10 protein-coding genes are annotated in these 12,493 nt (G+C 68.9%); all 10 read right to left on the bottom strand.

Annotation, left to right across the window (positions count from 1 at the left end):
• Positions 1 to 297: 297 nt before the first annotated feature.
• Positions 298 to 1,401, bottom strand: coding sequence for a protein-glutamate methylesterase/protein-glutamine glutaminase (locus tag C5O18_RS02225; protein WP_206389690.1), 1,104 nt, complete (start codon positions 1,399 to 1,401; stop codon positions 298 to 300).
• Positions 1,398 to 2,006, bottom strand: coding sequence for a chemoreceptor glutamine deamidase CheD (cheD, locus tag C5O18_RS02220; protein WP_105191239.1), 609 nt, complete (start codon positions 2,004 to 2,006; stop codon positions 1,398 to 1,400). The genes C5O18_RS02225 and cheD overlap by 4 nt, the downstream gene beginning before the upstream one ends.
• Positions 2,007 to 2,008: 2 nt before the next feature.
• The gene (locus C5O18_RS02215; protein WP_241146703.1) at positions 2,009 to 2,866 is read right to left on the bottom strand and encodes a CheR family methyltransferase; all 858 of its coding nucleotides are present in this window, start codon (positions 2,864 to 2,866) and stop codon (positions 2,009 to 2,011) included.
• A gap of 52 nt (positions 2,867 to 2,918) precedes the next feature.
• Entirely contained in the window at positions 2,919 to 5,258 is a 2,340-nt protein-coding gene (locus tag C5O18_RS10975; protein WP_105191238.1) for a methyl-accepting chemotaxis protein, read from the bottom strand.
• A 21-nt stretch (positions 5,259 to 5,279) separates the two neighbouring features.
• Entirely contained in the window at positions 5,280 to 5,792 is a 513-nt protein-coding gene (locus tag C5O18_RS02205; protein ID WP_105191237.1) for a chemotaxis protein CheW, read from the bottom strand.
• Between the two features lie 13 nt (positions 5,793 to 5,805).
• On the bottom strand, positions 5,806 to 7,713 hold the full coding sequence (locus C5O18_RS02200; RefSeq protein ID WP_105191236.1) for a chemotaxis protein CheA: 1,908 nt from the start codon (positions 7,711 to 7,713) through the stop codon (positions 5,806 to 5,808).
• The gene (locus tag C5O18_RS02195; RefSeq protein WP_105191235.1) at positions 7,710 to 8,177 is read right to left on the bottom strand and encodes a hypothetical protein; all 468 of its coding nucleotides are present in this window, start codon (positions 8,175 to 8,177) and stop codon (positions 7,710 to 7,712) included. Before C5O18_RS02195 ends, C5O18_RS02200 begins: the two co-directional genes overlap by 4 nt.
• 11 nt (positions 8,178 to 8,188) lie before the next feature.
• Positions 8,189 to 8,551, bottom strand: a complete 363-nt coding sequence (locus C5O18_RS02190; protein WP_105191234.1) for a response regulator — start codon at positions 8,549 to 8,551, stop codon at positions 8,189 to 8,191.
• 222 nt (positions 8,552 to 8,773) lie between these two features.
• Positions 8,774 to 12,028: an efflux RND transporter permease subunit gene (locus C5O18_RS02185; RefSeq protein WP_105191233.1), complete on the bottom strand. Its 3,255-nt coding sequence runs from the start codon at positions 12,026 to 12,028 to the stop codon at positions 8,774 to 8,776.
• A gap of 44 nt (positions 12,029 to 12,072) precedes the next feature.
• Positions 12,073 to 12,493, bottom strand: a 421-nt coding sequence (locus C5O18_RS10305; protein ID WP_420884463.1) for an efflux RND transporter periplasmic adaptor subunit, incomplete at its 5' end; no start/stop codon positions are given.

Here is a 12,493-nt window from a genome sequence, read left to right as displayed (position 1 = left end):
GTGCCGATCACGGTGCCCGCCAGCAGCAGCACGCCCAGCAGGCCGAACAGTACGATTTTCTTGATCATGAGCGGATACCCCGAATGCCAGCCACACAGCACTCAAGCAACCCGTGTGCCAACAATTTTATTTATTGAAAACAGCAAGATACAAAGAAAAACAAAAGCCGCGCGTCATTTGCCCGACAGTCGACGCGGGATCGTCAAAAAAATGCCGGGGCGTGTCCGCCGCCGCCACTGCCGATAGTCTGCGGTCCGGCCCTGCCCCATGGCGCGGCGCAGCCCGGCCGGCGCCGCTTCAGGACACCTCCTCCGGCCGGTCGCGCAGCGCCGCCAGCGCCAGGTCGGCCAGCCGTGCCGGCGGCCCTTCGGCGCAGGAAGCGCCGAGCTCGCGCGCCGCCCTGGGCATGCCGAAGACCACGCAGCTGGCTTCATCCTGGGTGAACGTGGTGGCGCCGGACTCCCGCAGGCGCAGCAGCCCGGCGGCGCCGTCCTTGCCCATGCCGGTCAGCAGCACGCCGACGGCATGACGCCCGACCGCCTCGGCGGCGGAATCGAACAGCACATCCACCGCCGGCCGGTGCAGGTTCACCTCCGGCCCTTGCGACAGCACGGTCTCGTAGCCGCCGCCAGTCACGCGCCGCACCAGCATGTGCGAATGTCCGGGCGCGATGTAGGCCCAGCCCGGCTGCAGGCGCTCACCGGCCTCGGCCTCCTTGACCCGGATCGCGCAGCAGTCGTTCAGGCGCTTGGCGAAACGGAAAGTGAAATCCTCCGGCATGTGCTGGGTGAGCAGGATCGGCGGGCAGCCCGGCGGCATGACCTCGAGGAAATCCTTGATGGCCTCGGTGCCGCCGGTGGAGGCGCCGACCACCACCACCTTGCGCCGGTCGAAGCGCGCGCCGGCATGCACCAGCGGACGCGCGGACACCTGCCGCAGCGGCGCCCGGCGCCGGAAGTGCGGTACCGCCTGGTAGGCCGCGCGGATCTTGTCCGCGACCTCGGCGGCCATGGCCAGGAACTCGCTCTTCGGCGTCAGCGCGCGCTTGCGGATGATGTCGACGGCACCCAGCTCCAGCGCACGCAGGCTCTGCTCGCTGCCTTCAGCGGTCAGGCTGGAGATCATCAGCACCGGCATGGGGTGCAGGCGCATGAGGCGGTCGAGGAACTCCAGGCCGTTCATGCCCGGCATCTCGACATCGAGCGTGATCAGGTCCGGCCGCAGCTGCTTGATCAGTTCGCGCGCGGCATGCGGATCCGGCGCCGTGCCGACCACGCGCATGTCCTGCTCGCGGTTGATCATCTGCTGCAGCAGCAGCCGCATGGAGGGAGAGTCGTCGACCACCAGGACGCGTATCTGGCCATCCGGGGAAACACCACGCTGGGCCGCTGTCATGTTCATGCCTCGCGCACGATGCGCTGTCTGTAGTTCAGTTCTTCGCGCACGACATCCAGGCTCTCTTCCGAATGCATGCGGCGCAGCTTCACGCGGCCGCTGTCGGGGAAGAAATAGAGCTTGCGCGCGCAGGTGTCGCCCAGATCGCGGGCGGTGATCGGAATGCCCTGCTCGCGCAGGTAGTCGATGACGAAGCGGATGTTGTCGCCGCCGACATCGGTGCTGGTCATGCCCTTGAGCACGCGGCCGCCGCCGAATATCTTGGCTTCCAGGCTGTTGCCGAGCGCGCCGGCCGCGAGCACGTGGCGGATCAGCGTCTCCATGGCGTAGTCGCCGTAGCGCATGCTGGCCAGCCCGCCGCGACTGCCGGCGAGCATGAAGTGGTTCATGCCGCCGATGCGCGTGATCGGGTCCCAGATGCAGGCCGACACGCAGGAACCCAGCACCGTGGCGAGCGCGACATTGCCGGAGGCGACATAGAACTCACCCGGCATGATCTTGATCACGTCGCACTTGAACTGGTGGTCGCGGAAACGCTTGGTGGCGAGGAACTCCTCGCCGGGCGGCAAGGGCTGTCCGCGACGCACGGCCCGCTGCACGATCCTGGTCATGATCAGCGTCCCGGCCGGCGCAGCTCGTAGACGGTCTTGCCACGCAGGCTGAACAGCTCGCCCAGGTGCAGCAGCGACTCGGAGTGGCCGATGAACAGCCGCGCCTCCGGCGTCATGTAGGGAATGAAGCGCTCCAGCACCCGGCGCTGGGTATCCTTGTCGAAATAGATCAGCACATTGCGGCAGAACAGCGCGTCGAAGCGGCCGTCCAGCGGCCAGTCGTCGGCCAGCAGGTTGAGCTGGCGGAAGCTGATCATGCGCTGCAGCTCCGGCTTGACCCGGACCATGCCGGCGCGGGTGCCGGTGCCGCGCAGGAAGTACTTGCGGTAGCGCGGATCCATGCGCTCGATGCGCTCGCTGCTGTAGACGCCCGCCTCCGCCTTCGCCAGCACCTGGGTATCGATGTCGGTGGCGATGATGCGCACACGCGACAGCGCCTGCGGCCCCAGCGTCTCCAGCGCCGTGATCGCCAGCGAGTAGGGTTCCTCGCCGGTCGAGGCGGCGCTGCACCAGATGCGGAACTCGCCACCGCCGTGCGCGCGCAGCATGCCGGCGAGGATGGGGAAATGGTATTCCTCGCGGAAGAACGAGGTCAGGTTGGTGGTCAGGCTGTTGACGAAGGCCTGCCACTCCGCCGGATCGGTGCGGATCAGCGACAGGTAGTCGCGGAAACTGCCGATGCCGGTGGCGCGCAGGCGCCGGATGATGCGGCTGTACACCATGTCCTGCTTGGTGTCGGCCAGCCGTATGCCGGCATGGTCGAGGATCAGGCGCTGGACCTGACGGAAATCGGACAGCGAGAAGTCGAAGTTGCGACTGCCGTCCCTTGATGCATCCAGAATGCCGACATGTGGTTTCAAGCCATCCTCGCCCGGCCCCTGGCCGGCCCCGTCACGGAGCCGGCCGGCGGCCTCAGAACTCTTCCCACTCGTCGTCGAGCTTCGCGGCCGCCGACGAGGACTTGGCCTTCACCGGGCGCACCGCGCGCACCGGCAGCCGCTCGACATTGCGCGCGCCGAGACCGGCCTGGCGCTCGCCGCGCTCGCTGATGCGGAACACGCCCACGGCCTGGGTCAGGTTCATCGCCTGGTCTTCCAGCGACTGCGCGGCGGCGGCAGCCTCCTCGACCAGCGCGGCGTTCTGCTGCGTGGTCTCGTCCATGCTGCCGATGGCGTTGTTGAGCTGCAGGATGCCGTTGCGCTGCTCCTCCGAGGCCTGCGAGATCTCGGTCATGATCGATGCCACCTGCTGCGTCGACGACACGATCTCCTGCATGGTCTGGCCGGCGGTCTCGACCAGCTTGTAGCCGCTGGAGACCTTGGTCACCGACTCCGAGATCAGCTCCTTGATCTCCTTGGCGGCGGACGCCGAGCGCTGCGCCAGGTTGCGCACCTCGCCGGCCACCACCGCGAAGCCGCGGCCCTGCTCGCCGGCGCGCGCCGCTTCCACGGCGGCGTTGAGCGCCAGGATGTTGGTCTGGAAGGCGATGCCGTCGATGACGCTGATGATCTCGGCGATCTTGCTCGACGACTCGGCGATGGCACCCATGGTGCTCACCACCTCGCTGACCACCTTGCCGCCGCGATCTGCCACTTCCGACGAGGTGCGTGCCAGATGGCTGGCCTGGGTGGCGTTGTCGGCGTTGTTGCGCACGGTGTTGGTCAGCTCTTCCGTGCTGGAGGCGGTCTCCTCCAGGCTGGCGGCCTGCGACTCGGTGCGGCGCGACAGGTCGGCGTTGCCGGCGGCGATCTCCTTGGCCGCGCTGTTGATGGCGTCGGTGGCCTCGGTGATGGTGGTGATGATGCTCTTCAGCTGCGCCACGGTGGCGTTGGCATCGTGCTTGAGCTGGGCGAAGGTGCCCTGGTAGTCACGCTCGATGGTCTGGGTCAGATCGCCCTGCGCCAGCGCGTTGAGCACGCGCACGATGTCCGACAGGCTGTTGTCGGAGGCCTCGGCCAGGCGGTTGAGGTCGCCGGCCAGGGTACGGAAGTAGCCTTCCTTGTTGCTCTCGTCGATGCGGCGCGAGAAGTCGCCAGCAGCGGCGGCCTCGACCATGCCCGCGACCTCGCGCTCGGCGTTGATCTCCACGGTGCGGTCGGTCCACTGGCAGACACGGCCCAGGTACACGCCGCGGGCATCGATCACCGGGTTGGTGGACAAGCGGATGATGCGGTCGCCGACACGCCCTTCGGCGGAGCGCGGCTTGTCCAGGCGGCCCGAGGTGATCTCCACCAGCGCCGGATCCTCCAGCGACGCCATGATCGGGTGTCCGAACAGGCGGTCGACGGCGGCGGCCCCCTTGAAGATGCCCTCGAACAGGCGGCGGCCGGCGTGGTTCATGTAGATCAGATTGTTCTCTTCGTTCGACACCGTGACCACGGTGGACACGTTGTCGAGCGCGAAACCCATGCGCTGGGCGGCGTCGGCGGTGCGGCGGGTGTCGGCCATGTCGAAGCGCAGCTTGATGAACATGGACTTGAAGGCGTCGGACATGTCGCCGATCTCGTCGCTGCGGTCCTTGCTCACCAGCAGCGACATGTTGCCGTTGGCGATCTCCACCATCTGCCGGCGGATGCGGTCGATCGGCCGCGCGAGCACGCCGTAGGTGCGCCAGAGCATGCCGGCGCTGGCCAGGGCGCCGATCGCCGACAGGGACAGCAGCAGGTCGCGGGCGCCGCCGCCTGCCCCCTGCAGTGCCACCGCGGTGAGCGCGAGCCAGAAGCCGGCGACCACCGCGAAGGTGGCCATCATGCGGTGCTTGAGGCTGATGTTGGTGAAACGCTGCAGGCGGCCGCGCCAGCCTGCCTGCATCACCCGGCCCTCGCTCAGCGTGACCCGGCTCTCGCCGTTGCGCATCTTGCGGTAGAGCTCTTCGGTCTGCTCGACCAGCTTGCGCTCGGGCCGGGTGCGCACCGACATGTAGCCGATCATGGTGCCGTTCTGCCAGATCGGCGAGGCGTTGGCCTGGACCCAGTAGTGGTCGCCGTTCTTGCAGCGGTTCTTCACCAGGCCGCTCCAGGACTTGCCGGCCTTGAGCGTGGACCAGAAGTCGCGGAAGGCCTCCGGCGGCATGTCCGGGTGGCGCAGGATGTTGTGCGGCTGCCCGGCCAGCTCGGCCTCGGTGAAACCGCTCATCTCGATGAAGGTGCGGTTGATGTAGGTGATGTTGCCCTTGAGGTCGGCCTTGGAAAGGATGAACTCGCCCTCTTCCAGGAAGCGTTCGTTGCCGGTCACCGGCAGGTTGGTGCGCATGATCGTTCTCCTTGTAATTCGTCAGGCGGCATCGGCGCCGTGCGCTGCCGGTGCGTTGCCGGTCAGCGCCATGTCGGGGCTGCTCATCAGGGCCTCTATGTCCATCAGGATGACCATGCGCTCGCCCAGCGTGGCCAGTCCGCGGATGAAGCGGGTATCCAGGTCGGTGCTGCTCAGCGCCGGCGCCTCGCGGATATCCTCGGGGTCGAGCTGGATCACGTCGGACACGCTGTCGACCACCACGCCGACCACGCGGCTGGAGACATTGAGGATGATCACCACGGTGAAGGCGGTGTATTCGGCGCTGCCGAGCGCGAACTTCAGGCGCAGGTCGATGATCGGCACGATGGTCCCGCGCAGGTTGATCACGCCCTTGATGAAGCCGGGCGCGTTCACGATGTGCGTGACCTTCTCGTAGCCGCGGATCTCCTGCACCTTGAGGATGTCGATGCCGTATTCCTCGGCGCCCAGCGCGAAGGTCAGGAACTCCTGACCGGTGCGGCTCTTGCCGTCGCCCTGCTGCAAACGTTCCATTTCACGCACTCCTTCAGACGGCGCAGGCCATCGGGTAGCTGGCAAGGCCGTGGCGACGGCCGAGGCGCACGGCCTCGGACACGTCGAGGATCATCGACACGCTGCCATCGCCCATGATGGTCGCGGCCGAGATGCCCGGCACCTTGCGGTAATTCGATTCGAGACTCTTGATGACCACCTGGCGCTGCCCCAGCAGCTCGTCGACGAACAGCGCGGCGCGGCCGCTCTCGGTGTCGACGATGATCAGGATGCCCTTCTCCGGGCGGTCGGTCTTGGGCGTCAGCGCAAACACCTCGTGCAGCGCCACCAGCGGCAGGTACTCGCCGCGCACGTGCACCAGGCGGCCCTTGCTGCCGTCGTGGCCGACCAGCGCCTTGACGTCGGCGGCCTGCGGCCGCAGCGACTCGATGATGGCGGTCAGCGGCACGATGTAGGTCTGGTCGCCGATGCCCACCGACATGCCGTCCATGATCGCCAGCGTCAGCGGCAGGCGGATGGAGATGGTGGTGCCCTGGCCGCGCTGCGAAGCGATGTCGACGCGCCCGCCCAGGCTCTCGATGTTGCGCCGCACCACGTCCATGCCGACACCGCGGCCGGAGACATCGGTGACCGCCTCGGCGGTGGAGAAGCCGGGCGCGAAAATGAGGTTCCAGACTTCCTGGTCGGCCGGGCTCTCCGACACCGGCAGGCCGCGCTCGCGCGCCTTGGCCAGGATGCGTTCGCGGTCCAGGCCCTTGCCGTCGTCCTGGATCTGGATGATCACGCTGCCGCCCTGGTGGTAGGCCGACAGCGTCAGCACGCCCTTCGCCGGCTTGCCGGCCTGCTCGCGCTCGGCCGGCGACTCGATGCCATGATCGACGCTGTTGCGCACCAGGTGCGTGAGCGGATCGGTGATCTTCTCGATCACGCCGCGGTCGAGTTCGGTGGCCTCGCCGAAGGTGCGCAGCTCGATCTGCTTGTCGAGCTTGCCGGCGAGGTCGCGCACCAGGCGCGGGAAGCGGTTGAACACCGCGCTCACCGGCAGCATGCGGATGCTCATCACCGACTCCTGCAGCTCGCGCGTGTTGCGCTCCAGCTGCTGCAGGCGCTCGTAGAGCCGCTCATCGTCCAGGCTGTCGCCGGCCAGCCCGCTCTGCGCGGTCTGCGCCAGCATGGACTGGGTGATGACCAGCTCGCCGACCAGATTGATGAGCTGGTCGACCTTCTCCACGCTGACGCGGATCGACGATGACTCCAGCGAGCGCACCGGCGCCGCGGCGCGCGCCGGCGCGGGCTGCGCGACAGGCTGTCCGGCCGGGGCGGCCGGCCGAGGTTCGGGCACTTCAGCGGCGGCTTGCGTCACGGCGGGCGCGGCCTGGTCCGGCGCCGGCATGTTGCAGAAGAACGCGGGCTTTTTCCGCAGCGCGCGCGGCGCGGCCTCCTCCGCCACTGCGGCGTTGGCGCCGTCATCTGCGGAGCGCACGGCGGTCGCCGGTTTGTCGCACGCAGCATCGGGCGCGGGTGCCGGCGTCGACACCGGCCCGGCCTCGCCATGCGCCAGCGCGCGCACACGTTCGCAGAGGTCGTCGATCAGCGCCTGCGCCACCGGCTCGCCGCCCTGGTGCGCGGCGAGCTGCAGCAGCAGCACGTCGCGTGCCTCCAGCGTGATGTCGACCATGACTTCGGTCAGTACCAGCTCCTGCTTGCGCACGCGGTCGAGCAGGGTCTCCAGATCATGGGTAACCGCCGCCATGTCGGGAAAGCCGAAGGTGGCACTGCTGCCCTTGATCGAATGCGCGGCACGGAAAATGGCATTGAGCGCTTCGCTGTCCGGGTTCATCCGGTCAAGGCCGACCAGCAGCGCTTCCAGGCTGGCCAGATGCTCCGCCGCCTCCTCGAAGAAGATGGCGTGGAACTCGCTCATGTCCATGTCGAGACTCATGCCGCCCCCAGCAGGCCCAGCACCAGCAGGCCCTTGCCATAACCATCGATGTCGATTTCCAGCCCGAGCTCGCCGCCCGGCGCCGGCTGACTGCCGGACGGTGGCAGCGGCGCCGGCGGGAAAACGGTCTGCATCAGGGTCACGCGCACGCCCTCGTGGCTGGCGAACAACCGTGACAGCACGTTGAGCACCTCGGCGAAGATCTCGCCCAGCCCCTCCTCGAGCGCCCCGGCCTTGACCGAGTCGCGTGCCACCGGCGCGGGAATGAGCGCGAACGCTGCCGACGAAAAGGCGGCGAAAGCGATGTCGGAGGCGCACACGGCCACCGGCGCGCCGGACGATGACTTGTAGATGCCCAGCACCGGCGGACGCGCGTTCACCGGCACCTCGCGCACGAACACCTCGCGGCGCAGGAAGGTGGACAGCGTCTGGCTGACGGCATCGGGAGTCGGCAACGACGGCATGGCGGTCCTCCTCAGCCCAGGTAGTCGTCCAGCGCGCGCTGGAAGTCTTCCGGCGTGAACGGCTTGCCGATCAGGAAGGCGGCACCGGAGTCCTGCGCCAGCGTGCGCATCTCCTGGCTGACCTCGGTGGTGACGAAACCGAAGGTGGTGTCGATGCCCTCGCTGCGCATTTGCTGCAGGACCTCGATGCCGGTCTTGCCGGGCATGTTCCAGTCGGAAATGATCAGGTCGGGATCTTCCTTGCGGATCGCCGCCAGCGCCTCGTCGCCATCGGCCGCCTCGACGATGTCGTGGCCGCGGTAGCCGGCCTGACGCAGCATGTGCCCGATCACCAGGCGCATGGCCTTGCTGTCGTCGGCAATGAGTAACTTCATGTCCTTGTTCCTGCTGATGACGTTTTCAGTGAGCTTGCTAGCTTTGTCGGCCCGCATCTGTCGGGCTTTAGTCATCAGCCGGGGGAACTTGTTGGGAGATTTGCAGCGGAATGTTGCCGGATTGTAGAGACCACAAGAAAAAACGGGTTTTCCCGCCCGCAGGCCGGAAAACCCGTCACCTCGGCCAGCGCGGCCCGGCATAGCGCACCGGGCCGCGGGGACTCAGCGCGGCGCCGCCCGCTCCCCGGCCCGGCGGCCCTCGACCAGCCGGTAAAGCGCCGGCAGCACGATCAGCGTCAGCAGCGTGCTGCTGATCAGGCCGCCGATGACCACGATGGCGAGCGGCTTCTGCACCTCGGCGCCGGTACCGGTGGCCAGCGCCATCGGCACGAAGCCCAGCGCCGCCACCAGCGCGGTCATCAGCACCGGCCGCAGGCGCGCCAGCGAACCGTCGCGCACCGCCACTTCCAGCGCCTGCCCTTCGGCGCGCAGCTGGTTGATGCGGCTGATCATGACCAGGCCGTTGAGCACCGCCACGCCTGACAGCGCGATGAAGCCCACCGCCGCCGTGATCGAGAACGGCAGGCCGCACAGCCACAGCGCCAGCACGCCGCCGGTCAGCGCCAGCGGCACCGCGCTGAACACCAGCAGCGCCTGGCGCAGCGTGCCCAGCGCCATGAACAGCAGCGCCAGGATGAGCGCGAAGCACGCCGGCACCACCAGCATCAGCCGCGATTTGGCCGCCTGCAGGCTCTCGAACTGGCCGCCCCAGGCCAGCCAGCTGCCGGCCGGCAGCGCGACGCCGGCAGCGATCGCGGTCCGGGCATCGTTCACGAACGAGGCCAGGTCGCGGTCGCGGACATTGGCCTGCACCACGATGCGGCGCTTGCCGTTCTCGCGGCTGACCTGGTTCAGGCCGTCGCGCAGTTCCAGCGTCGCCACGCTGCCCAAAGTCACGAAGGCCTGGGCGCCGGCCGCGCCGCCGATCACGGCTGCGGGCACCGGGACCGGCAGCGCGCGCAGCAGGTCGAGGTCGGTGCGCGCGCCCTCGGGCAGGCGCACCACGACATCGAAGCGGCGGTCGCCCTCGAAGATCACCCCGGCCTCGCGGCCGCCGATGGCCGCCGCCACCAGGTCCTGCAGGCCAGCCAGCGTCAGTCCGTAGCGCGCCAGCAGCTCGCGATCGGCCTGGATGTCCAGCAGCGTCTGCCCCTGCACCTGCTCGACGCGGACATCGCTGGCGCCGTCGACGCCACGCAGCACCGCCGCGATGCGCTCGGCGGTGTCCTGCATGGCCGCGAAGTCATCGCCGAAGACCTTGACCGCGACATCCGAGCGCACCCCCGAGAGCAGCTCGTTGAAACGCATCTGTATGGGCTGGGTGAACTCGTAGTTGTTGCCCGGCAGCTCGCCCACCGCCTGTTCGATGCGCGCGATCAGCTCGGCCTTGGTCTGCCCGCGGTCCGGCCACTGGCTGCGCGGATGCAGGATGATGAAGGTGTCGGAAGCGCTCGGCGGCATGGGGTCGGCGGCCATCTCGGCGGTGCCGGTCTTGGAGAACACGAAGGCGACCTCGGGGAAGCCGGCCACCACGCGCTCCACCTGCAGCTGCATGTCGGCGGACTGGCCGATGCCGACACTGGGGATGCGCAGCGCGTGCATGGCGATGTTCTTCTCGTCCAGCGTCGGCACGAAGGCCTGGCCGAGCTGGGTGAACACCACCAGCGCCAGCGCGAACGCCGCCAGCGCCACGCCCAGGGCCTTGCGCTGCTGCCGCATGGCCCAGTCCAGCACCGGCACGTACCAGGCCCGGGCTCGCGCCAGGAAGCGGTTCTCGCGCTCGGTCACCGAGCCGGTGAAGCACAGCCCCACCAGCGCCGGCACCAGCGTCAGCGACAGCACGAAGGCCACCGCCAGCGCCATGATCACGGTCATCGCCATGGGGTGGAACATGCGTCCCTCGGTGCCTTCCAGCGCCAGGATCGGCAGGTACACGGTGATGATGATGGCCTGTCCGAACACCGACGGACGCACCATCTCGCGCGTGGCCTGCAGCACCTCGGACAGGCGCTCGTCGAGCGCCAGCGGCCGTCCCAGCGCATGCTGGCGCGCGGCCAGGCGGCGCAGGCAGTTCTCCACGATGATCACCGCGCCGTCGACGATGAGGCCGAAGTCGAGCGCGCCCAGGCTCATCAGGTTGCCGCTGATGCCGGCCTGGACCATGCCGGTGCCCATGAGCAGCACGGTGACCGGGATCACCGCCGCGGTGATCAGCGCCGCGCGGATGTTGCCGAGCAGCAGGAACAGCACCACGATCACCAGCAGCGCGCCTTCGCTCAGGTTCTTCACCACCGTGGCGATGGTGGCGTTGACGAGCTGGCTGCGGTCGAGCACGGTCTGCGCCTCGATGCCCGGCGGCAGGCTGCGGCGGATCTGCTCCATCTGCCGGTCGACCGCCAGCGCCACCGTGCGCGAGTTCTCGCCGATGCGCATGAGCGCGGTGCCGACCACCACCTCGCGGCCGTTCTCGCTCGCCGCGCCGGTGCGCAGCGCGGCGCCGGCCTCCACCTGCGCCACGTCGGAGATGCGCACCGGCACGCCGCCGCGCGTCGCCACCACCACCGCGGCGATGTCGGCCTCGCCGCGCAGGCGGCCGTCCAGGCGCACCAGATAGCCCTCGCCGTTCTGCTCGATGACGCCGGCGCCACGGCTCTGGTTGGCGGCCTCCAGCGCCGCCGCGAGGTCGGTCACCGACAGCCCGAGCGCGCGCAGCCTGAGCAGGTCCGGCAGCACGTGGAACTGCTTCTCGTGACCGCCGATGCTGTCGATGCCGGCCACGCCCGGCACGCTGCGCAGCTGCGGCGCGATGATCCAGTCCTGCACCGTGCGCAGGTAGGCGTCGCGCGCGACCGCCGTGCGCAGGTATTCGCCTTCCGGCGTCAGGTAGCTGCCGTCACGCTGCCAGCCCGGCTCGCCGTCGCGCGCCACGGTGCCACCGGCGTCGGCCGCGCCGGCTGACTCGCCGGCCTCCGGCTCGCGGTAGCGCACCGCCCACATGTAGACCTCGCCCAGGCCGGTGGAGATCGCGCCCATGCGTGGCGCGGCCCCCGGCGGCAGGCTGTCGCGCGCCTCGTTCAGGCGTTCGCCGACCTGGTTGCGCGCGAAGTAGATGTCCACGTCGTCGCGGAACACCGCCGTGACCTGGGAAAAGCCGTTGCGCGACAGCGAGCGCGTCGACACCAGCCCCGGCGTGCCGGCGAGCGCGCTCTCGATCGGCCAGGTGACCTGTTTCTCGATGTCCTCCGGCGACAGCCCGGACAGCTCGGTGTTGATCTGCACCTGGTTGTTGGTGATGTCCGGCACCGCGTCGATCGGCAGCTTCTGCAACATGAACAGGCCGACGGCGGCGAGCATGAGCACCAGCAGCACGACCAGGTGCCGGCGCGCCAGGGAAACCCGCAGGATGGCATCAAGCATGGCGCCCTCCCGCCCTCGGGTGGCGGTTCGCCCGCCGGGAAATGTCAGTGCGCATGTTCGGCGCCCTCCTTGCCCAGCTCGGCCTTGAGCACGAAGACATTGCCGGTCACGTAGCGCTCGCCGGCATCGAGGCCGGAGACGATCTCGCGGCGGTCGCCATCACGCCGGCCGGTCAGCACCGGCCGCGCCCGGATGCCGTCATCGCCGGCGACGAAGACCACCGGTCTGCCGTCAACGGTCTGGATGGACGACTGCGGCACACTCAGCACCGTGCCCCCGGCCGCCTCGCCGGTCTCCTGCACCAGGCGGGCGCGCACGAACTGGCCCGCGCGCCACTGACCGCCGGCATTGCCCAGCACCACACGCACCGAACCGCTGCGGCTGGCGGCATCCAGCTCCGGCTGCACGAACAAGACCCGGCCCTCGCCGCGGGCACCGCCGTCGGCACTGATCTGCACCGTCTGC

Origin of the sequence: Amnimonas aquatica (assembly GCF_002943415.1) — a bacterium.
Classification (GTDB): Bacteria; Pseudomonadota; Gammaproteobacteria; order Pseudomonadales; family Moraxellaceae; genus Perlucidibaca; species Perlucidibaca aquatica_A.
The sequence above is the reverse complement of the archived record's forward strand: the minus strand, read 5'-3'. Positions and strand labels throughout refer to the sequence as shown.

Excerpts from the sequence above, each read along its gene's own strand:
- C5O18_RS02185 (WP_105191233.1), bottom strand. The coding sequence starts at position 12,028 with ATGCTTGATGCCATCCTGCGGGTTTCCCTGGCGCGCCGGCACCTGGTC.
- C5O18_RS02190 (WP_105191234.1), bottom strand. The coding sequence starts at position 8,551 with ATGAAGTTACTCATTGCCGACGACAGCAAGGCCATGCGCCTGGTGATC.
- C5O18_RS10975 (WP_105191238.1), bottom strand. The coding sequence starts at position 5,258 with ATGCGCACCAACCTGCCGGTGACCGGCAACGAACGCTTCCTGGAAGAG.
- C5O18_RS02195 (WP_105191235.1), bottom strand. The coding sequence starts at position 8,177 with ATGCCGTCGTTGCCGACTCCCGATGCCGTCAGCCAGACGCTGTCCACC.
- C5O18_RS02205 (WP_105191237.1), bottom strand. The coding sequence starts at position 5,792 with ATGGAACGTTTGCAGCAGGGCGACGGCAAGAGCCGCACCGGTCAGGAG.
- C5O18_RS02225 (WP_206389690.1), bottom strand. The coding sequence starts at position 1,401 with ATGAACATGACAGCGGCCCAGCGTGGTGTTTCCCCGGATGGCCAGATA.
- cheD (WP_105191239.1), bottom strand. The coding sequence starts at position 2,006 with ATGACCAGGATCGTGCAGCGGGCCGTGCGTCGCGGACAGCCCTTGCCG.
- C5O18_RS02200 (WP_105191236.1), bottom strand. The coding sequence starts at position 7,713 with ATGAGTCTCGACATGGACATGAGCGAGTTCCACGCCATCTTCTTCGAG.